This is a genomic window from Streptomyces tremellae (assembly GCF_039540215.1).
In the GTDB taxonomy this organism is placed as follows: domain Bacteria; phylum Actinomycetota; class Actinomycetes; order Streptomycetales; family Streptomycetaceae; genus Streptomyces; species Streptomyces tremellae.
This window is the reverse complement of record NZ_BAABEP010000002.1, coordinates 303401-322508: the sequence shown is the minus strand read 5'-3', so window position 1 is coordinate 322508 and position 19108 is coordinate 303401. Positions and strand designations below refer to the sequence as shown.

The following is a 19108-nucleotide window of genomic DNA, read 5'->3' as shown; positions in this document are numbered from 1 at the left end:
GTTCACCTCCGCCCCACCGGTCACGCATGCGGCTTGACACGATCATTGAGATTCTCCTTGATCAATCTGGACGCGCTGGATCTGGACGCTCTGAACTCGGCGACGAAGTACCCGCCGATCGCCACGTACCACGAGATCGACCGCGGCATCCTGCTCGACAACGTGATGCCGTTCAGCAACGACGTGGTCCTCACCGAGAAGGTCGACGGCACGAACGCGCGGGTCATCGTCCTGCCTGACGGCGACTACGTGATCGGCAGCCGGGAGGATCTCCTTCACGCCCGCGGCGACCGTGTCCTCAACCCGGTCCAGAGCATCGTTCCGGCACTGCGCTCTCTGGCCGAGCACCTGACGGCGCCCACGGCAGGGATCCGCGTCTACTTCTTCGAGGTCTACGGCGACAAGATCACCAAGGCCAGCAAGCAGTACACCGGGAGCCGCGCGGTGGGGTTCCGCCTCTTCGACGTCGCGGTTGTCGACGCTGCGGTCCTGGAGCTCCCGCGGCCCGCGATCAGTTCATGGCGCGAGAACGGCGGCCAGCAGTTCCTCGCCGAGGACGACCTCGCTCTCATGGCCAAGGAGAACGGCATCGAGCTGACGCCGCGCCTCGGCCGCGTCCCCGCCGACCAGCTCCCGACCGACCTGGCCGGAATGCAGGACTTTCTCGCTTCCCGGCTTCCCGGGACTCTTGTCGCGCTGGACGACGGCGCCGGCGGCCGTCCGGAAGGCATCGTGCTTCGCACCATGGACCGTTCCGTGATCGCCAAGGCCCGCGTCGAGGACTACGCCCGCACGATGCAGCGCCTCGCGGCGCGCTGACCCCCGCCAGGTCCCGGTCGGCTCGGCTTCGGCCGCGACCGGGACCGGCTCCCGCGGCGACTGCGCACTCGGCGATCTCCGCGACCGCCCTGATCCGGTGCGCTTCACCACGGCACCCAGGCTTCCCGGGCGCGGCCCCGCCGGCTCCCGCTGTGCTCGCGCCCTGGCGCGCGTTCCGGGCAGTCCCCCGCTCTCGCTCCCCTTCCACTCAAGGAGATTGCTCTGTCCGGCAGTTCACAGTTGCAGGTCATCGTCTACGCCGTCGATGACACCGAAGTTTCCGCCGTGCTGACCGCCTTCCACGCCGGTGAGATCACGACCGACTACGGCCTTGGCTCCACGCCGACTCGGCTGGACCTCGGCTTCGTCTACAGCACCGCGGAGGTAACGGCCGGGTCCGCCCACAGCTTGGCCGAGGCGCTCATGACGAACGCCCCCACGGCGGCATTCGTCATCTGGCAGGACCCCTCCTACCCCGCCAACGGGTCCTACGTCGGACACGTGCCGGGGGTGGGGGTCCTTGAGGCGGAGTGCAATGTGCACGGCACGCCGCTGATCTCGCTGCGGAAGGTCATCCCGTTCTTCAGCACCTCCCGTCGTACGGCGTGGACGCAGACGGAGGACAACGAGGCCGGGCAGGTGCGGCAGGCGGCCGAAGTGCTGGACGCGCTTGCTGAGTTGGTCCAGCGCCTGCCCGGCGCCCCGTCGGCCGAGTGACCGGTCCCCTTGCCGTGCTGGGCGCGCCGTCGGTGCGGTGGCGGCCCGGACGGCTGAATCTGCCGTGCTGCGTCGCGGGTGCCTGTCGGCGGCCCCGGCGCATGCGGCTGCCCAAGAGGCCGTCCTTCTCCGGTCGGCGGCCGCGCGTGCTGGACCTGTTCTGCTGCGCCGGGGGTGCCGGGATGGGCTACTACCGGGCCGGGTTCGACGTCGTGGGTGTCGATATCCGGGCCCGGCCCAACTACCCCTTCGAGTTCCACCAGGGCGACGCCCTGGAGTTCGCCCACGCGCACGTCCAGGAGTTCGACCTCGTCCACGCGTCGCCGCCGTGCCAGCACTCGTGCACCTTGACCAAGGGCACGAACAAGGGCCGCGAGTACATCGACCTGATCCCGGCCACGCGCGAGCTGTTCGCCTGGTACGGCGTGCCGTCCGTCGTGGAGAACGTCCAGGGCTCACAGCTGCGGCGGGACCTGGTCCTGTGCGGCGAGATGTTCGGGCTCGGCGTTCTTCGCCACCGGTATTTCGAGATCGACTACTGGCGGGGCGATAGACGTCCGCACCAGCCCCACCGCGGCTACGTCCGCGGCCTGCGGCACGGCGTGTGGCGCGACGGCCCGTACATCGCCGCGTACGGCAAGGGCGGCGGCAAGGGCACCGTCCGCGAGATGCAGCAGGCCATGGACATCCACTGGACCGACGTCCACGAGGAGCTCACCGAGGCGATCCCGCCCGCGTACACCGAGTACATCGGCAACGAGTTCCTGACCACCGGCGAGTGGGGCGCCATCGCCCGTGGAGTCCCGGACACCGCTCCCGTACCCGAGATCATGCGCCCCTACCTCAAGCTCAACGCCGCCGGCCGGCTCGTCGCGACTCGCCCCGGCCGCCGGCCTTCCGCTCCCGTGCCGGCGCCCCTCGTCCCGCCGTTCGCCGTTCCCCTTCTGAAGGAGACCCTTTGACGACGATCTCCCGGCATTCCGTGGAGGTTCCCCGCCAGTACCTGGGCGTGCCCGTCCCGGATGACATCCGGCGCCAGTGGGACAGCTGGGACGCGGCCACGTGGCGTCGCAGCCGTCACATGGCCACCAACAACCTCTTCCCGCCGGATCAGCGCTACACGGTGCGTCCGCCCGCTGAGCTGTGCCCGCGTCACCACGACGCGTGGGTGGGCTACCGGAACATGGACTTCGACCCGGTGAGCGGTAACCGGTGGCCGGGCCACCCGGGCTCTCCGTTCGTCCCCGTCGGCCGGGACCTTTCCAGGGTCGCCGAGGAGCGCCGGTGCGAGTGGGACGAGAAGGCGTCCGAGCAGATGCGCCTGATCGAGCAGATCTGCCTGTCCGGCCGCTCCCCGCAGTGCGACAGGGCTGAGCAGGGCGCCGGCGGCAGCGTGGTGGAGTAGTGCAGCCCGGGGCGTCGCCCGCTGCGGTGTCGACGTCAGGCGGCGTCGGCGGAGATCAGGCTGAAGTCGAGGGCCTGGTCCGCCTGACGCAATGCCTGCTCTGCCGTGCGGCGGACTTCGGCGAGGACGTCGCCGCGCTCTTCGACCAGGCCGGCGTAGATCGGGGCGTCGCTGGTGCTCGCGACGCCGGCGGGCTGCGGTGTGTTCACGGTGGTGCTCTCCCCCGGTGCTGGAAACAGGTGCCGAGTGTAGGGCCGCGTGGCGCGGCTGTGCCTTCCGTTTCAGCCCCCGAGCAGGGCGTGAGCCGGGAGCAACGGATCACACTGACCCTATTAACTTGACCTAGTGGCGCGTTTCGCGTACATTTGAGCATGTCAGGGGCGCGCCGACCACGCCTTCTCACTGAGCGCCCCTATGGCCACTTTGACGCAAAAAAGTTTACCCACATGGAGGATTCTTCAGTTGGCTTCTAGCGACGACGTCCGCGGCTTCGGCTGGGAACTTCATTTCGAGAGCGGGAACAGCGACAAGTTCTACCGCTTCATCGTCGTCACCGGAGACGAGGCGATCGCGCTCGGCCTCCACGGGTCCCGCAACGGTGACGGTCAGGTCGGGCTGCTGACGACCCGCATCACCGGCGCCGAAGCGCTGGCCCAGGTGGTGACGCGGTCCCGCGCGAAGGAGAACAAGGGCTACGAGGTGAGCCGGGACTTCACCGTCTTCGACCTCCCCGTGTCGCTCACCGGCGCCGCCGACGCCAAGGCCAACGCCCATGAGATCGCCCGGTACTTCGGCAAGTACGCCCGCGAGTCCGGCACGGAGCTCCCGAACGCCTCCCACATCCCGGGATCGAACTTCTAGCCGCCCGGCCCGCCACTCCCCCACCCGCTACATCCCAGGAGCCTCTTGTCCACGTTCACGAACCAGATGAAGCAGCGCGGCCTCGCTGAACTGGAGGATGTCGAGCGCCGTCGCACCCAGCGTCGTAGCCCCGCTCCCGCTCCCGCCTCCCTTTCCACCGCCCTCCCGCCGGTGGGCCCCCAGACCCGGCCGAACGGACAGCTCTACCACCCGCGCATGGTCGGCGACCTGGAAGACCTCGCCTTCCTGCGCGACGCCCGCAGCCACCGCGAGCACGTGCTGCTCGTCGGCCCGCCCGGCACCGGGAAGACCGCGCTGAGCGAGGCCGCGTTCGTTCAGGACGCCGTCCAGGGCCAGCACAACGGTCTGGAAACCATCGTCGGCACCGCCGACACCGACGTCTCGGACTTCGTCGGCACCTTCGTCCAGAACCCGACCACGGGCGGCTTCGAGTGGGTCTCCGGCCCGCTCATCCGCAGCATCGAGAACGACGTGCCGCTCCTCGTCGACGAGATCGCCCTGATCGACCCCCGGGAACTGACCGTGCTGTACGCGCTCATGGACGGCCGCGGGGAACTGCACGTCACGCAGAACCCGACGCTGCCGCCGCTCAAGGTCGGCCCCAACTGGTTCGTCGTCGGCGCCTGCAACCCCGACGTGCCCGGCGCGAACCTGAGCGATGCCCTGTTGAGCCGGTTCCACCATCACGTCGAAGTGACCACCGACTGGGACCTCGCCGCCGACCTCGGCGTGCCGCTGGACCTGATCACCGTGGCCAAGAACCTCGACAGCCGCAGGCAGCAGGAAACGTACGAGGGCTGGATCCCCCAGCTGCGCGACGCGCTCGCGTTCGCCGGGACGGCCCGGCGCTACGGCCAGGACTTCGCCGTCGCCAGCCTGCTGCGCAAGTGCCCCTCCCCGGACCGCACCGAGTTCGCCGAGGCCATGAAGGACAAGTTCGGTGAGATCGCCCCTCTGGCACTGGGCACCCGGGTCCCCGCGGGGCGCCGGTGATGACCAGCCCGGCGGCCTCGCCGCCCGCCCCGCAGGAGGACGTCGACGCGGACCTGGCCGATGCCCGGGGCGCGCTCTCCCGGCGTCTCGGATCCATCATCAACACCCTCGCCGACCGTGACGACGTGCTGCTCACCATGGCCTGGGACGCCGCGCCCACGGCCGAGGCGGCCTGGTTCGACCCGCAGCTGATCAAGGTCACCATCAACGGGGCGGTCGCCCTGAAGGACGGCACTCACCCGGACCAGGTCGACCCGCTCAGCATCTCGGGCCGTCTGCGGCATCCGGTGATCGTGGGCATGTCCGCGCACGAGGCCGCTCACGCACGCAGCACCCGCTGGGGTGACTGGAACGCGTCGGCGGGCGGCCGGGCGGTGATCCGCGCGGCCGTGCTGCTCGAAGAACCCCGGATCGAGGCCCGTCACCTTCAGGAGCGCCCGGGTGACCGGGTCTTCCTGCGCGCCTGCGCGAGCCACATCGTGCTCCCCGCCCAGCGCGCCGCCTCCCCGCTGTACGACCGGTGGCGCGCGGCAGCGGGCGCAGCCCTCATCCTGGGCCGGGTCGACGCCGGTGTCCTCACCGAGACCGAGACCCGGCCGGTGTACGCCGCCGCCGAGTCCGCCCTCGGCACCGGAGACCTCGCCAGGCTGCGTGCCCTGTGGCAGGAGGTCCTGGCGCTCGACGACGGCGACCAGGACGGCCTTCTGGACATCGCCCGCCGCTGGGTCGAGGTCGTCGGCGCGGATGCCGACGAGGACCTGCCCGGCGTCGGCTGCGCGGCAGGCGAGCCCCGGGCCGAAGCCTCCTCAAACGGCACCGACGGTGCGGAAGACGGTGACGGACTCGGCGCAGCCGTGGCGACGGTCGCCGTCGCAGCCTCGGTTCAGGCCCAGATCTCCACGGGAGCGCTGCCCGACCCCGAGCAGGAGCGCCGTGCCGAAGAGGAGGCCGCCCGGCGCCAGAAGGCCCGCCGGGACGAGACCACCGCCCAGCAGGCCGCGCAGCAGGCGGCCCGCAGGGTGTTCACCCCCGCACCCGCCCCGTCCTCGCGCCGGTCGCGGCCGCGGACCCCGGTCAGCGGCCACAGGCCGCCCACTTCGCTGGAGCGGGCGGCCGCGCGGCGGCTGGGAATCGCCCTCGCCAAGGCGCGGTTCCGCGACCCCGCCCGTGTCCGCACGGCTGCCGCGACTCCGCCGGGCCGCGTGTCCGGCCGCGACGCCATGCTCGGCGCGGCGCAGCGCGCCCTGGGGATGCCGGTGACCGCCCGGCCCTTCCGCTCCCTGAAGCGCACGCACTCGCAGGAGCCACCGGTCGCCGTCGGCGTGGCCGTCGACGTCTCCGGCTCGATGCGCGCCTACACCTCGATCATCGCCTCGACGGCCTGGACCTTCGCGCACGGAACCCGTGAAGTCGACGGGAGGGCCGCGACGGTGGCGTTCGGCACCGCCGTCACTCCGATCGTCTCCCCCGGCCAGCCCCCCTCTCAGGTCACCGAGTTCCACGCGAACGACGGCAACCACCGGTTCATCGAGGCCACCAATGCCCTGGACGGCGCCCTGAGCCTGTCCCGCCAGAACGGTGCCCGCGTCCTGGTCATCGTCTCCGACGGCCACTGGGAGCCGGAGGAACGCGTGGGCGGCGAACGTCTCGTACGGCGCCTGATCCGGGCCGGAGTCCATGTGCTCTGGTTCTGCCTCGACCCCGGGTCAAACGTGCTGCCCGGCGCTCACCGGGTGGACATCACCCAGGTCTCCGAGATCCCCGCCGCCCTGAGCAGCGCGCTGCTCTCGGCGCTGCGCCAGGCCTGACCGACCGGCGGGCGGCCCTGAAAGGCCGCCCGCCCCACCGGGCGCCGCCGTCCGGCGGCGCCCTCACACCACGGAGGCTGCGTGCCCATCACCACCCAGGAACAGGCTCGTGCGATCGCGAGCACCTTGTCCGAAGCGGGACCGATCGCCGAGTTCGCCGCCGGCAGCACCCCGGGCTGCTTCGCCCGCCTGCGGCTCGCCCTTGCCGACATGCGCCGGGAGAGCCTGGCGACCGAGGCAGTGCTGAACATGCCCGACGGGCCCGACGACCCGCTCATGGAACGCGGCAAGGAGGAAATGGCCGAGATCACCTCCGCAATTACCACCCTTCTCGCCTGGACCGAGGACCAGCCCTGCCAGGTCGAGAGCTGTGATTGCCGCGCGGACCGTCTGCTGCGCCAGCTCCTCAAGGAGGCCCGCGTTCCCGAACAGACCGGCTACTCCGCCGAGCTGGGGCGCAACAGCTGCGTCATCGCCGGACACTTCGAGCCCGATCCGGGCGAGCGGACCGCGTACGTCCTCATCGAGCACCGCAACCACATCGACCACCCTGTCCGCGCGCACCGCGGATGGCGGGCGCGTCTGGTCACGGCCGACGGGGTCACGCCGCTGTACGAGGCGCCGGGCTACCCGACGGCTCCGGTGTCCAGCTACGACGAGGACACCCGCGCGTGCGTCCGTACCGTCGCCGCCGCCCTGGCCCGCACCTGATGACCGAATCCCCACGGCCGCCGCACCGTTTTCCTGACAACTCGGCAAACTGCGGCCGCCTCGTTGGACATGATGGATCTCGCGCCGGCCGTTCACCGTTCGGCCGCGCCGCGTCACGGAAGGAAGAAGTGTTGCCCGCCCACGCCTCCCCCGCCCAGCCGCCCTCCGCAGACTCCCCGGGCGTCCCGCTCATGATCGACCGCAAGGGCAGTCTCGACCGGGACGACGCCATCACCGTCCGGCGTCTGCCCGACGGCTGGGAGCTCACCGTGTACGTCGCGGACGTCGCCTGCGGTGTCGCTCCCGGAAGCACCGCCGACCAGGAGGCCTTCGCGCGCAGGGAGTCGGCGTACGGCGGGTTTCGCGGCACGGCCAAGATGCTCCCGCGGGCTGTCGAGGCGCGGCTCACTCTGGCGGAGGGCCGCGCGTGCGCGGCTCTGCGGGTGCGGGTCACCTTCGACGACGACGGCACCGCGCTCGGAGTCGACGTCGACCGGGCGCAGATGCGCGGGGCCCTCGCCCTGGACCATCACGCGGTCGCCACCACGGTCGGCGACCCCAGCCACCCCCTGCACCGCCAGCTGCGCGATGCCGCCGAGCTGAGCGAGGTCCTGCTCGCCCGCCGGCGCAGCCAGGGCGCACTGGCCCTGTACGACCTGCTGCAGGGCTGGGCCACGGACGAGGACGGCCGCCTGGTCCGGGTGGCAGTCGCGGAGCGGAACATCGCCTACAAGATCGTCCAGGAGTGCATGATCGCGGCGAACACCGCCCTGGCCGGGTGGGCCGCCGAGCGTGATCTGCTGCTCCTGTTCCGCAACCACTCCGCCGCAAAGGTCGCTCCGCCGCGCGAGGCGCTCCTCGACGATCTCGACCTCGCGCTGTCCGAGGGTTCCGCCGCCCGCCTCCAGGCCCTGCAGGAACGGACCCTCCTCGTGCTGCGGGCGGCCGAGTACGCGCCCTTCGTGCGCGGCCACTGGGGGCTGAATCTGCCTGGATACGTTCACTCGACGTCGCCGTTGCGCCGCTACGCCGACCTGGTCGTGCAGCGGGTCGTGTTCAGCCACATCGACGGCGCCCCCAGCCCCTACACGGACGAAGAGCTCCAGTCCATTGCCGAGTCCTTGAACGAGGGTGCCCGCGCCGACCGTGAGGCGCAGCAGGCGTCGCTGAAGTCCTCCGCGCATGCTCGCGCCCGTAAGGCGGCATCAGCCGGGGGCGACTACTCCCATCTGGACAGCCGTGACTTCCAGGCCCTCCTCAAGCGCGGCTGCAAGGAGAACATCGGCAGCGCGTCCCTGGCGCAGGAGGCGGTCCGCCGTGCCAGGCAGCAGCAGCTCACCTCCCTCGACCTCCAGATGATCCTGCTCGTGGCGAGCAGCGACACCTGGGCGCCGGCCCGCGCCGAATGCCTGAAGGCCGTCGCGGCCTCGCCGGAGACGGCGGTGAGCGTGCTGGCGACGCACGCGCAGGTCAACGGTGTGGCGAATCCGTCGTTCACGGACCACAGCGCCGGTCAGATTCACAACGCCGTATTCCGTTCCCGTGCCGAACTCGCGCTCGGCGGCACGCCGGTGTGCGGCGAGGAGCGCACCGCCTCGGTGAAGAAGTCGGCGCGTCACCAGGCCGCGCTCAGCCTCCTTGCCCGGCTCGCCTGCCTGCCGGACCCTTCCCAGGACCAGGTGCGCGGCGGCGACAGCACGACGGCCAAGGCGAAGAAGGCGATCGAGCCCGCTGCCGCCGAGGGGCGCCAGCCGGTCATGGTGCTCAACGAGTACACCCAGCTGCTCATCATCAGTGATCTGCGGTTCGACTTCACGATGGACGGGCCCAGCCATGAGCCCACCTTCAAGTGCACGGCGCGGGCCGTGCACGAGGGTGACGTCCTGGTCGGCACCGGCACGACTTCCACGAAGTCCTCGGCGAAGGCCACTGCGGCCGCGGACCTCCTCGATCAGATCCACGCCCGTCTCAACCGCCGCGAGAGCGACGCCGCGTGACGCCACGCATCCTGGGGTCCCCGGCCCTCGAAGGAGCGGGCCGGGGGCACGGTGGCGGGGCCGACACGGGCACGGCACGCTTCGCCTCATGGCGATCGACCTGACCATCAGTGTCCTGACTGTTCCCGATCTCGAGCCGGCGCTGCGCGGCCACTTCTCGGCGGACGCCAAGCGCGGCGCACCATGGCTGTTCTCCCAGCATCGGGAGGTGCCGGGAGATCCCGGTGTCTACGTGTGGGCCGACCCGCGCGGCGCCGTCCTCTACGTCGGCTCTGCCGCGTCGCTGCGTCAGCGGCTCGGCCGGGAGCAGGGGTGGGTGTCGGCGTACGAGCCGGCCGAGTCATGGGCGGTGAGCGTGGTGCACATGCTCAAGCACCACCAGGCCGAGGCGTGGTGGGTGCCGACCGCGGATCTCTTCGAGGCGCGCGAACTTGAACGGCGGCTCATCGAGTGGCACCGCGCCGTCACGGGGAGCGCGCCTCCGGCCGCGGGATGGGACGCGAAGAAGGGCAGTCTGCGCGAGCGCGCCCAGTCCTGGGCGCAGGGCCTGTGGCGGACGCACTTCGGGTAGGGGGAGGACTTCCCGCGGCGCAGGCGGACTCTGTCCACAAGCGCTTGCGGTGAGGGTTGCTGGCGTCGGGGGCGGAGCATGGTGCCGCCCCGGCCTCCGTAGCTCTGATCCCGAGGAGACCGCCCGTGGTGATCGCCGTGCTCGACGTGTTGCTGACCATCCTGCTGCCGCTGCTGATGGGCGTGGCGATCACGTACACCACCCCCAGCGGCGCCTTGTTCATGCACCCGGCGGAGCAACACTTGCTCGGGCGGAGCGAGTTGAATCCGGTGCGGGTGCTGCCCCTGTTGCTGCCGGTGGTGTGGCAGCCCGTGGCCGGCACGTACCTGCTCGTGGAGCGGTTGTTCGGGGTGCTCGTCATCGGCGCCATCGGCATGGGCCTGGGCCGGATCGGGCGCGCGCTCGGCGGGCACCTGCGGCGTTCGCGGAGCGGCAGTTGAGCACCGGCACTCCCGGCCCGTCCGTGCCGGCCGCTCCCGGGGACCTTGGCGGTCCTGATGCCCGAGTCGATCACGGCGAGGTGATGGAGCGGTCTGCCGCGCCTGCCGGCCGTGATCGGCCGGGGCGGGCTCTGGCGGTCATCTGGGGCGGCCTCGCCTTCGCCCTGCTCCTGTGCGCTGCCGTCCAGTGGGTCACGCCGCATCTGCTGTCCGCGACCGCCGGCGGGACCGTGCCGGTCCTCCTCGCGCAGATCCTGGCCCTTCTGCTTGTGCTCGTGCAGCTGGCCGGCCTGGCCGGGCTGTGCTTCTACGGCTGGCACGCCCTGTTCACCACGCCGCTGTGCGTGATCGCCGCGCTGCGCGGCAGACGCGACGCGCGGTGACCTGCCCGGCCGGGCACAGGCAGAAGCCCTTGACGACGGCACGCGGATGCGCTGCGTCATCAAGGGCTCTTGTTGTGCTGCCGGTTGGCTCTCTACTGCGGTGCGAGTGCGGAGACCAGGTCGGAGGCGCCGAGCAGGCGCACCTGCCGGGCGTCCAGTCCTGCCGGGTACAGGGCGTACGCCTCGCCGCCCTCGGTCACGGTCAGGTCGCCGCGCACCAGGTAGGCGAGGTGAACGTCGGCGAGGTCCAGGTCGAGGCCGTCGTCGGCGTGCGGGGTGCCGATGCGCGCGGCGAAGGCCATGGTGGTCTCCTCCGGGCCGCGCCGGTAGGTGGTGGTGGAGCCGTCCAGGTGGCGGACGACGACCGTGCGAGCGCGGCTTGCCGCCTGCCAGGTGGCGAGTTCGCCGAGACCGACGCGGGCGCCGGAGGTGAACAGGCTGGTCAGCCCCTGGCCGAGGGTGGCGAGGTCGCTCGCGTGCCGGTGCACGGCGTGGTTGGTCCCGGTGACGCCCCGCACGACGTCGAGCCAGCGCATCGTGCGGCCCTTCACGTCGATGAGCAGGGGCACGCTGGCGCGGGACTGGCCGGTCAGGTCGAAGCGCTGCTCGACCTGACGCGGGTCGAAGACCGCTCCGATATTGCCGTCCTCGTCGCGGGACATGAATCCGGCGAACGCGTCGGCGAGGTCGTCGAAGGCCACGTTGTTGTACGAGAAGACCACGGCGACGAGGTAGCGCACGCCGGCGGCGGCCAGCTGGTCGAGGTCGAGGTCGACGAACTCGCTGGCGCCCTTCGGCGCGGGGGCGCTCGTGAGGTCGCCCGAGTGCACGGCCGCGGAGCCTGCGAAGCGGAGCCGGGTGTAGTCGCAGGTGCCGACGTGCTCCCAGGCGTCGTTGAACATCGCCGCCGACAGGTCCAGGTCGGTGCGACCGGAAGTGTCGCTCTCCATCCAGTGGAGGAAGAAGCGGACCGTGCGGCCGTCGGGCAGGGGCAGCTCGCTGCCGCGCGGCAGGGTGACCAGGGCGCGCGAGGCGGTCCGCTCGGCGAACGGCGCGATCACGCCGTCCAGGCCCGCGTCGACGACGGCGGTGTCCACCTGGGTGAGCTGGCCCGCGCGGCGCAGGATCTCGCCGGTCAGGATGGACACGGCACGGTCGACGACGGCGCCGGCGAGCGGGGCGCGCTCGTCCGCGACGATGTGCGCCTTCGCGTTGCCGCCCTTGGGGAAGAAGACCCGCTCGGCGCCCTTCCGGGTCCGGGTGCGGATCTCTCCGAGCGCCGAGAGGACCACGGCCGGGGCGACGTGGGGCACCACCCGCTCCAGAGCGTCGAGGACGAGGGTCGCCTGGTCGGTCCCCGCGAGACGCAGCACGTGATCCAGCCGTCGCAGGAACTCGCCGGGGCGCTGCGTCAGCAGGGGCAGCACGCTCTTCACGTCGCCCTTGGCGAGGGCCGTCTCGACCTGGGTGGACCAGAGCGCGATCGCGACCTTCGGCCGGTTGGTGTTGGCGACCGGCACGGTGCGGGCCGTGGCGCGCAGCGTGCGCGACAGGGTGTCGTCGGTGAGCGTGGTCTCGCGCAGCGCGGCGAAGGCGAGGGCCGCGTTCGGGTAGCGGGGGGCGTACTCGAAGGGGTGAAGCCGCTCGGCCAGGTGCTTCCACGCCTGCGCGTGGCGGTCGATGTCCTCCGCGACCAGGGTCACGTCGAGGCGATTGAGGGCCTCCAGCAGCGCGCGGCGCAGCGGACGCGGGATGGCGGTGAAGCGGGTCGGGGTGACGAGCCCGGCATCGCCGCCGGAGCGGACGGCCACAAGGCGCAGCACGTCGGTGGCCGTGGTGATGCGGGCGATCACCGCCGGGAGCACGTTCAGGTACTGGTCCGGCTCGTCCAGGAGCCAGGCCAGAACGCGGGCCTTGGTCTCGCGGCCGGGGATCGACTCCGGAAGCCACGACACGTCCGTGCGGTCGCCCGCCTCGTCGAGGAGGGTCGTGAGGTCGTCGGTGTCCTGCGGGCTGAGCGCGCCGGTGCGGGACAGCAGACCGGCCAGTTCGGCAGCGGCGTCAGCCGTGCGATCCGTGAGGCTGCCCCCGTAGTTGAGGACGCGGAGCCGGTCCGGGAGTGCGCGCCGGGTGCCAGCGGTGGGCCGGTGGTGCTGCGGGCGCAGGAACGGGTCGTCGGTGTCGATGCGGCGGTGGCAGATCGGGCACGCCGAGAAGTCGGCGCCGTCGAAACAGGTCGTGCAGACCAGGTGGGCGCACGGCGCGACCGCGTGCACGGTGTCGTTGGAGCCGCACAGGATGCACGGCTGCTCGGGGGCCTGGAGCAGAAGGGACAACACCCGATCGACGTAGAAGGACAGGGTGTCGCTGGGGGTGCTGGCCGGGAAGCTGCGGAACAGGGGCGTGTGGTCGCGGTCCGCGCCGAGGGCCGCGTCGATGTCGGACAGCAGGGCGCGGCCGGCGGTGACGAGCTCGGCGTCGGTGCTGCGGGCGAGGGCCTGGCGCAGGCCGTCGGACAGCAGGAAGCCCCGCTCGAGGAGGTCGGCTTCCAGCAGGGTGATTCCGGCGAGCGAGTCGACGGACGGGGTCTGAGCCGGCGCGGTGGCCGAGGTGTTGAGGTAGACGGATCCACGACGGGCGAGGAGCGTGGCGGCCAGGCCGCGGCGGGCTTCGGTGGTGGTCGTGATGGTCGTGGTCGTCATCGTCGTCCTTCCCCCTGTCCCGGCATTTCCGGGCCTGCAGGGCCCTGTGGTGCAGGGCTTCGTCTTCTTGAGCCGAAGCGGAAGGGGCCCGTGTCCGTCCCGGAAGGAGGAAGGGTTCCTGAGAGCCGCTCGGCGTCGCCGAAAGTTTCAACCTGATCGTGGTCAACGGGCGCAGTGGGGCCGCCGGTTGCTCGTGCGCGGGGCACCCGGTGCGGGTGAGGCTCTCGGATGCGGGGCGGGAAGTGATCGCGCTGAGTCTTTTCCAAAGAGAGAGAAGGAAGCACGTATCGGAGCCGCCCCGCAACCAGGACCCTACCAACCGCTCGATTGCCGCTGCACGGGGATTTCTTCATGGCCCGAGAGGTGTTGAACCTTGCGCGCCCCAGGCGGGACGGCGGGCCTGCCACCGCGGGGCCGGAACCCCGCTTCGACGCTTGAGACAATACACACGTAGCCACCTTGTGTCAACTTAATTGCGTCGAACCCCGCGACCTCAAGGGGCGGGCGACCCTTTTATGTTGACTATCCCCCCTTGCTGGAGTACATTGGTGTTAAGGGGTTGACTTCGCCCCCCTCATCGACCAGGAAGACCGCCTTGACTTCCATTTCCCGCTCCTCCAGCGACCGCCCGTTCACCTCCGGACCTGTTCCGCTGGAGGTTCTCCCGTTCCTTCCGGAGGACTTCCACGATGGCGGTGACGCCGACACCTGGCTGGCACACCTTGCCCCCTGGGGATGGACCGGCGTCCGGGACTGGGGAAGCGAGGGCTGGGACCTCGGCAACTGGCCTTACCAGGCGGTCGCCCTCTACGACAGCCCGTTCGAGCTGTACTACGCGCTCGCCGTGTACACGGAGGGCGACGTCAGCGTCGAAGCCTGGGCCACCCGCGAGGAACGTGATACCTCGGTCGATCTCCTCGCCCTGTCCTACTGGAGCCACTCCGATCGCGGCCCGGCCGATGCCCCCGATCCCAGTACGCCGCCCAGCGACATCCCCGCACGGTTCCGTGGCCCGTACACGCCCGAGGACACCACGGCCTGACCTTCCCCGCTCACGAGCTCGCCCACGGCTCGTTCCGCCGCCCTCCGCCCCCAGACCTGGAGCTGTATGCCCGCGACCGACGACCTGCACGACACCGAGCGCACGACCGAGGAACTGGCCGAGGCCATGTTCAGCGGCAACGTCATCGAGGTGTTCTTCGACGCCCTGATCATCTTCCGCGTCTCCCTCAGCGGCGTGGACGTCTTCGTCCGCCACACGCTGACCCCGGAGCAGATCGCGGACTTGAGCGCGGGCGTTGCCCACGGCGAGGTGCGGCTCACCACGCCCCTCGCTGCCCGTCCCGGTGAGCCGCTCGTGGTCGATCCGGGCGAGGCGGCACTTCTGAGCCGCGCCCTCGAAGCGCGCAGCTCCCTTCTCAGCAGGTAGCCGGCCCGCCGCCCCGTCAGGCTGACGAGGCACTGTTTGCGCAGGTGGCAGGGTGTCACGCCCCAGAGCGTGACAGTGAGCGTGACACCCGGGCGTGACACCTTCCCGCGCCCCGGAGCCGCACCTGCTGGCGCTTCCCCCGCGCTCCGTTGTGCTGTCCGGAAGTATCCGACGGTGTCCGCGTGGACAGCGTCGGACACTTCCGGACCAAGTCCCGCTCGGCTTGCGAGAGCCGGACCACGCGGCACCAGTAGCCTGACCAACTGTCCATTGCAAAGTGCGACGTTAGTTGGTGAGCGGCAGTGACGCAGGGAACGGCGGCGGCGACGGCGTGGGTGGTCGCGGGCACCCGGCAGCGGATGAAGGACGCCCTCGAGGTCGAGAAGCGCCGCCGCATCATCCTTTCGTCAGGCTCGGAGTGGCAGACTCGGGGCCTGTCGCGCGAGGGCGCTGCGGCGGTTCGTGACCGCTGGCGCCTGGAGGTGGAACGTCTGCGCGGGTCGGCGGAGCTGATCGACACGATCGACACCCTCGCGGCCTGCGGCATCAAGCAAGAGCTCCAGGAGCGGCATTGGGCTCGTGAGTGGCCCGCGGTTCCTTCCGAGGCCCGCTCCCTCGGGGGCCGGTGGCCTGGATCGCGGACCGGCGGCTTCCCGGAGAGCATCCCGCTGCGGCTGCCGAGCGACCTGGCCGAGAAGGTGCTGGCCGCCTGCTGGCATACATCGGTCGACTCCATTCGGAAGATCCGAAAGTGGCGGGACAAGTACCCCGGGCTGGTGCCGCCGGCTGTTGCGCCCGGCCCGGAGGAGATGTCCCGGCTGCCAGATCCGCTGGCGGAGTACGAACGTCTTGCCGCTAAGGTCACCACCGTCGGCGACGTCTACCGGTCGGGGATCGAACGGGGCATCGAGGCTGCGCAGTTGCTGTCGGCTGCGCGCTACCCCGAGCCCGGCAGCGTCGAGGCCGAGGTTGCGGAGCCGGCCTGACACCAGCACCGGCCGCGGCGCCTGACCGGCGTGCGCGCCGACTCCGCGGCTAGAAGAGGACGTTGTCGTCCGTCGACGGCACGGCGCGTTCCGTAGTGGGCGGCCGGTAGTGGATCTCCACCCAGCCCTGGCGTCGGTACACCGTCATCTCGTCGCACTGCGGGCAGCGCACCGCGTAGTGGGTCTTGCACCAGTACGGCTTGCCCTGCACCCGCGCCCACTTGGAGGGTTCACCGGGGCGGGACCGCTGAATGCGGACCTGGGTCGGCTCGGGCGTGTACCAGGTCTTGCCGAACGCGGTCGACAGTGGCCCGGGGAAGGCGCAGGTCCTGCACGTGGGGTCGATGTGGGTGACCAGGAGAGCCGGTTCCCACCGGTCCCAGCGGATCTCTCCCGCTTCCGGGTCGGTGTCGGGGAGTGCCGGCAGGATGCGGGCAACAGCTCCTTGCCCAGTCAGTGCGCTCTCCATCGGGTCAGTCTGCACGACGGCACTGACAGAGCGGCGTCCCGTTCGGCGGCTCACATGCCCTTGAAGGTGACGTCGTCGAGGTTGAAGGTGAAGTCGCTGGGGCTGAAGCCTCCGGAGACGCGGCCGCCGTTCATGTATTCAGCGATCCCCTGCGCGATGACCGCCTCGATTTCGGCTTCGTCCATGGTGCGGGCGAGCTTGGCGACCTGGGCGCTGGTCAGGGGGATGGGGATGTTGCGGCTGCGGAGCGCGCTGGAGCCCTGGATGTCGAAGCTGTTGGCGCGGTTGACGGTCGCGCCGTAGCCGGATGGGAGTCCCTGCTGGTCTCGCTTTTCCATCTCGCGGGCGCGGCGTTCTCGGCCCCGTGAGGTGGTAGCCACCTCGGTGGCCTCCTGCCGCAGCTGGGTGGCGTTCGCGCCGCGCGGGGTGCGGGTGCCGTCGATCCACCGGCCAACGGTGCGCGGGGTGACGTTGTAGGCGGCTGCCATGGCGGCCGTGTTGCCGCCGTACTTGCGGTCGCGGACGTGCTCGGACTGCGTCGTGGTGCGCGCCGGGGCCTTACGGGAGGGGAAGAGGGTCTCCTTGAGCCGGGCGTTGGCTCCGGGGGTGGGCGTGCTGTCCTGACCGCTCATGGGCTCGCCGTCTCCTGCTCCTGCTCGCCGCCGGTGAGGGCGACGCCGTCAGTGTCGTAGTCGTGGGTGAGGCGGGACGGGTGGTCGCCGCTGCTCATGATCTCCAGGATGGCCTCCATGGGGATGCTCGCCTCGTGCTTGAACTGGCCGGGCCCGATGCCGAGTCGCAGTACGCCGAGCACGGGCTTGCCGTTCTCCGGCGGGGTGAGCAGTTCCAGCGGTGACGGCTCCTCGGTGGCGTACAGGTAGGAATCGACGTTGATCGCGAAGGGGGCCCGGCCGGTCTTCTTGTACGTCTTGCGCATACGCCGGTGGCTGCCGATGCGGGCGGCGGCGATGATCTGGAAGCGCACTTCCGGCCGGTAGGACCAGTTGGCCACGATCTCCTGCAGCCACACCTCCTCGTCGAGGTGCTGGGCTCCGTCGGTCCACTTCCCGATGCCGCCCTTGTAGATCGCCTTGTAGAGCCCGGCCAGGACCAGGGCGTCGGCGCGCTCGACGTCCTGGGCGTCGATGTCCTTGTGCGCCGCGTACGCGGCGAGGAACTCCTCCGGCTCCTGTCCGTCCTTGAGGCCGAGCACGGCGTAGACACGCTTGTATGCCTCGCGCAGGCGGACGGTCCACTCCTTGAGGAACGGCACGGTCAGCGTGGACAGGTACGCCTCGGAAATGGTGGTGGGGTCGAAGCCGTACTCGGTGACCATGTAGGCGACCGTCGGCGTGGCGTACCAGCCGGGCCCGGCGGGGGCCTCGCCGTGGAACGTCGCCGGGTGCGGCAGCAGGGGGTCGACCTCGATGTCGGTGAAGTCGCACCACCACAGGCCGGCGGGCGCCGACTTGGTGTCCCAGACCGGTTCGGCGTGGTGTTCCAGCGGGCCGACGGGGAGCCGCAGCGACATCGTGACCGACAGGTACGAGGCGCAGACGTCGCACGCGACGGCGTACGGCATGGCCGCTTCTGCTTCGGTGAGCGGCCTGGCCCACCATTTGAAGTCCTCTTCCTCGCAGAGGGCTTCGCCGCGCTCCTGGAGCTCGCGGGTCAGCGGGTGGCGGGCGCCGGCGGCCGGAGGCACGGCGGTGTCTCCACCGGGCAGTGCCCCGTCGCGAAGCCGGGAGCGCCACTCGCCCTGCTCGTCCTGGAATGCTTCGGAGCGGGGGCGGACGGCGTCGAGGAGCAGCTTGCTGGTGGTGGCCGGGGTGACGCCGGGGGCGATCCCGAGATCGGCGACGTAGGTGCGGATGCGGCGGGCAAGGGTCAGCGCGTCGAGGTCGCCGTTGGGCGCGGTGGCGAGCTGGGCGATCAGCGCGCTCGTCACCTGCTGCTTCTCGCTGCCCTGGCCGATCCACGGCGTGATCACCACGCGCAGCGACGACTTCGGCCCGCCCGGGGCGCCCGCCCTGCGGAACGCGTGAAAGATGGGGCCGATCTCCTGGGAGAGCTCCATGCCGACGCTCGCGGCCGCCGTGGTGAGCTTCTTCGTGAGCGCGGCCAGCGCCTTCTCGGTGGTCGGGAGCGACGCCGGCAGGCCGAGGGTCTTGAGGGCTGCGGCCGACAGGCACACCAGGCCGTCGCCGGTCCGGCCCGCGTCGTGTACGCGGTCGATGCGCAGTGGCAGGCCGGTGCCGAGCCAGGCGAACCAGTCGGTGAGCTTCGTACCGGCGGGCCGCGGGACCTGGGCGACGTCCAGCTCCCAGCCCTCGGTGCCGTGGTCGAGTGCGACGGCCGGCCAGCGGCGCGGCGGATTCGCGGCCGGAGCGGCGCTGCGTCCGCTGCGAGCCGGGGCGCTCCGGCCGCCGGAACGCGCGGCTCCTGCGGCTGTGCGGCCGCGGAATGCGGGCGCCGGACGAGGGCTGGCGGGGTGGCGCACGGGCTGAGGGCGCGCCTGCTCGGAGGCGGGCTCCGGCTGCGGGGCAGGTTCGGGGACAGCCTGGGCCTGGGCCCGACGGGCTTCCTCTTCGGCTTCCTGCTCGGCGCGACGCCGGCTGAGGCGTTCGATCGTCGCGGCGCGGGACTCGGCGGTGCACTTCTCGGGGCAGCGCTTCCACTCCCAGAGCATCTGGCCGCCGTCGAGGTTCCATACGACGACGTAGCCAGGGCGGTCGCTGCCGATGCAGCCCACACACCCGGCGAGGCGCACCTGGGTCATCGTCTGTCCTGCCCTTC

The 19108-nt window shown here is 71.1% G+C and carries 20 protein-coding genes; 15 read left to right on the top strand and 5 right to left on the bottom strand.

Annotated elements, in window-relative coordinates; translation table 11 throughout:
* The first annotated feature begins 57 nt into the window (after positions 1-57).
* The 4 genes from ABEA77_RS03665 (at position 58) to ABEA77_RS03650 (ending at position 2941) form a co-directional block, all read left to right on the top strand.
* Positions 58-819 carry an RNA ligase family protein gene (locus ABEA77_RS03665; RefSeq protein WP_234374057.1) on the top strand — a complete coding sequence of 254 codons (762 nt, stop codon included), beginning with the start codon at positions 58-60 and terminating at the stop codon, positions 817-819.
* Positions 820-1059: 240 nt separating this feature from the next.
* Positions 1060-1536: a hypothetical protein gene (locus tag ABEA77_RS03660; protein WP_060880810.1), complete on the top strand. Its 477-nt coding sequence runs from the start codon at positions 1060-1062 to the stop codon at positions 1534-1536.
* 101 nt (positions 1537-1637) lie between these two features.
* Positions 1638-2498, top strand: a complete 861-nt coding sequence (locus tag ABEA77_RS03655; protein ID WP_063817490.1) for a DNA cytosine methyltransferase — start codon at positions 1638-1640, stop codon at positions 2496-2498.
* Positions 2495-2941, top strand: coding sequence for a hypothetical protein (locus ABEA77_RS03650; RefSeq protein ID WP_345641008.1), 447 nt, complete (start codon positions 2495-2497; stop codon positions 2939-2941). Before ABEA77_RS03655 ends, ABEA77_RS03650 begins: the two co-directional genes overlap by 4 nt.
* A 35-nt stretch (positions 2942-2976) precedes the next feature.
* On the opposite strand, the gene ABEA77_RS03645 is transcribed toward ABEA77_RS03650, so the two are convergent.
* Positions 2977-3150: a hypothetical protein gene (locus tag ABEA77_RS03645; RefSeq protein ID WP_164992630.1), complete on the bottom strand. Its 174-nt coding sequence runs from the start codon at positions 3148-3150 to the stop codon at positions 2977-2979.
* Positions 3151-3403: 253 nt separating this feature from the next.
* Here ABEA77_RS03645 and ABEA77_RS03640 point away from each other — a divergent pair, with 253 nt between their 5' ends.
* The 8 genes from ABEA77_RS03640 (at position 3404) to ABEA77_RS03605 (ending at position 10726) form a co-directional block, all read left to right on the top strand.
* Positions 3404-3802 carry a hypothetical protein gene (locus ABEA77_RS03640; protein ID WP_060880812.1) on the top strand — a complete coding sequence of 133 codons (399 nt, stop codon included), beginning with the start codon at positions 3404-3406 and terminating at the stop codon, positions 3800-3802.
* A gap of 45 nt (positions 3803-3847) precedes the next feature.
* Complete coding sequence (locus ABEA77_RS03635) at positions 3848-4816, top strand: AAA family ATPase (protein WP_060880813.1); 969 nt, start codon at positions 3848-3850, stop codon at positions 4814-4816.
* Complete coding sequence (locus ABEA77_RS03630) at positions 4816-6624, top strand: VWA domain-containing protein (RefSeq protein ID WP_345640998.1); 1809 nt, start codon at positions 4816-4818, stop codon at positions 6622-6624. The genes ABEA77_RS03635 and ABEA77_RS03630 overlap by 1 nt, the downstream gene beginning before the upstream one ends.
* An 81-nt stretch (positions 6625-6705) precedes the next feature.
* On the top strand, positions 6706-7335 hold the full coding sequence (locus ABEA77_RS03625; RefSeq protein ID WP_345640995.1) for a hypothetical protein: 630 nt from the start codon (positions 6706-6708) through the stop codon (positions 7333-7335).
* Positions 7336-7466: 131 nt separating this feature from the next.
* The gene (locus ABEA77_RS03620; RefSeq protein WP_345640992.1) at positions 7467-9332 is read left to right on the top strand and encodes an RNB domain-containing ribonuclease; all 1866 of its coding nucleotides are present in this window, start codon (positions 7467-7469) and stop codon (positions 9330-9332) included.
* Between the two features lie 88 nt (positions 9333-9420).
* Positions 9421-9903, top strand: a complete 483-nt coding sequence (locus ABEA77_RS03615) for a GIY-YIG nuclease family protein (protein WP_345640990.1) — start codon at positions 9421-9423, stop codon at positions 9901-9903.
* 125 nt (positions 9904-10028) lie between these two features.
* Positions 10029-10343 (top strand): hypothetical protein, encoded by a 315-nt coding sequence (locus ABEA77_RS03610; RefSeq protein WP_345640988.1) that lies wholly within the window; start codon positions 10029-10031, stop codon positions 10341-10343.
* Positions 10344-10426: 83 nt separating this feature from the next.
* Positions 10427-10726 carry a hypothetical protein gene (locus ABEA77_RS03605; RefSeq protein WP_345640985.1) on the top strand — a complete coding sequence of 100 codons (300 nt, stop codon included), beginning with the start codon at positions 10427-10429 and terminating at the stop codon, positions 10724-10726.
* A 92-nt stretch (positions 10727-10818) separates the two neighbouring features.
* Here the strand turns inward: ABEA77_RS03605 and ABEA77_RS03600 are convergent, their stop codons facing one another.
* Entirely contained in the window at positions 10819-13428 is a 2610-nt protein-coding gene (locus ABEA77_RS03600) for an MXAN_6230/SCO0854 family RING domain-containing protein (RefSeq protein WP_345640982.1), read from the bottom strand.
* A 595-nt stretch (positions 13429-14023) separates the two neighbouring features.
* On the opposite strand from ABEA77_RS03600, the gene ABEA77_RS03595 reads away from it, so the two are divergent.
* From ABEA77_RS03595 to ABEA77_RS03585, 3 genes are all read left to right on the top strand, one after another.
* Positions 14024-14470: a hypothetical protein gene (locus ABEA77_RS03595; RefSeq protein ID WP_086761581.1), complete on the top strand. Its 447-nt coding sequence runs from the start codon at positions 14024-14026 to the stop codon at positions 14468-14470.
* Positions 14471-14536: 66 nt separating this feature from the next.
* Positions 14537-14857: a hypothetical protein gene (locus tag ABEA77_RS03590; RefSeq protein ID WP_345640979.1), complete on the top strand. Its 321-nt coding sequence runs from the start codon at positions 14537-14539 to the stop codon at positions 14855-14857.
* Between the two features lie 302 nt (positions 14858-15159).
* Positions 15160-15843 carry a hypothetical protein gene (locus ABEA77_RS03585; RefSeq protein ID WP_086761579.1) on the top strand — a complete coding sequence of 228 codons (684 nt, stop codon included), beginning with the start codon at positions 15160-15162 and terminating at the stop codon, positions 15841-15843.
* A 49-nt stretch (positions 15844-15892) separates the two neighbouring features.
* Here ABEA77_RS03585 and ABEA77_RS03580 read toward each other — a convergent pair whose 3' ends face one another.
* Genes ABEA77_RS03580 through ABEA77_RS03570 form a run of 3 tightly spaced genes read right to left on the bottom strand, consistent with a single transcriptional unit; the run spans position 15893 to position 19091 of the window.
* On the bottom strand, positions 15893-16312 hold the full coding sequence (locus ABEA77_RS03580) for a hypothetical protein (protein WP_345640976.1): 420 nt from the start codon (positions 16310-16312) through the stop codon (positions 15893-15895).
* Between the two features lie 50 nt (positions 16313-16362).
* The gene (locus ABEA77_RS03575) at positions 16363-16944 is read right to left on the bottom strand and encodes a helix-turn-helix domain-containing protein (RefSeq protein WP_060880545.1); all 582 of its coding nucleotides are present in this window, start codon (positions 16942-16944) and stop codon (positions 16363-16365) included.
* Positions 16941-19091, bottom strand: coding sequence for a hypothetical protein (locus ABEA77_RS03570; protein ID WP_345640971.1), 2151 nt, complete (start codon positions 19089-19091; stop codon positions 16941-16943). The genes ABEA77_RS03575 and ABEA77_RS03570 overlap by 4 nt, the downstream gene beginning before the upstream one ends.
* Positions 19092-19108 lie beyond the last annotated feature (17 nt).

Excerpts from the sequence above, each read along its gene's own strand:
- ABEA77_RS03655 (WP_063817490.1), top strand. The coding sequence starts at position 1,638 with ATGCGGCTGCCCAAGAGGCCGTCCTTCTCCGGTCGGCGGCCGCGCGTG.
- ABEA77_RS03630 (WP_345640998.1), top strand. The coding sequence starts at position 4,816 with ATGACCAGCCCGGCGGCCTCGCCGCCCGCCCCGCAGGAGGACGTCGAC.
- ABEA77_RS03615 (WP_345640990.1), top strand. The coding sequence starts at position 9,421 with ATGGCGATCGACCTGACCATCAGTGTCCTGACTGTTCCCGATCTCGAG.
- ABEA77_RS03605 (WP_345640985.1), top strand. The coding sequence starts at position 10,427 with ATGGAGCGGTCTGCCGCGCCTGCCGGCCGTGATCGGCCGGGGCGGGCT.
- ABEA77_RS03600 (WP_345640982.1), bottom strand. The coding sequence starts at position 13,428 with ATGACGACCACGACCATCACGACCACCACCGAAGCCCGCCGCGGCCTG.
- ABEA77_RS03590 (WP_345640979.1), top strand. The coding sequence starts at position 14,537 with ATGCCCGCGACCGACGACCTGCACGACACCGAGCGCACGACCGAGGAA.
- ABEA77_RS03580 (WP_345640976.1), bottom strand. The coding sequence starts at position 16,312 with ATGGAGAGCGCACTGACTGGGCAAGGAGCTGTTGCCCGCATCCTGCCG.
- ABEA77_RS03575 (WP_060880545.1), bottom strand. The coding sequence starts at position 16,944 with ATGAGCGGTCAGGACAGCACGCCCACCCCCGGAGCCAACGCCCGGCTC.
- ABEA77_RS03570 (WP_345640971.1), bottom strand. The coding sequence starts at position 19,091 with ATGACCCAGGTGCGCCTCGCCGGGTGTGTGGGCTGCATCGGCAGCGAC.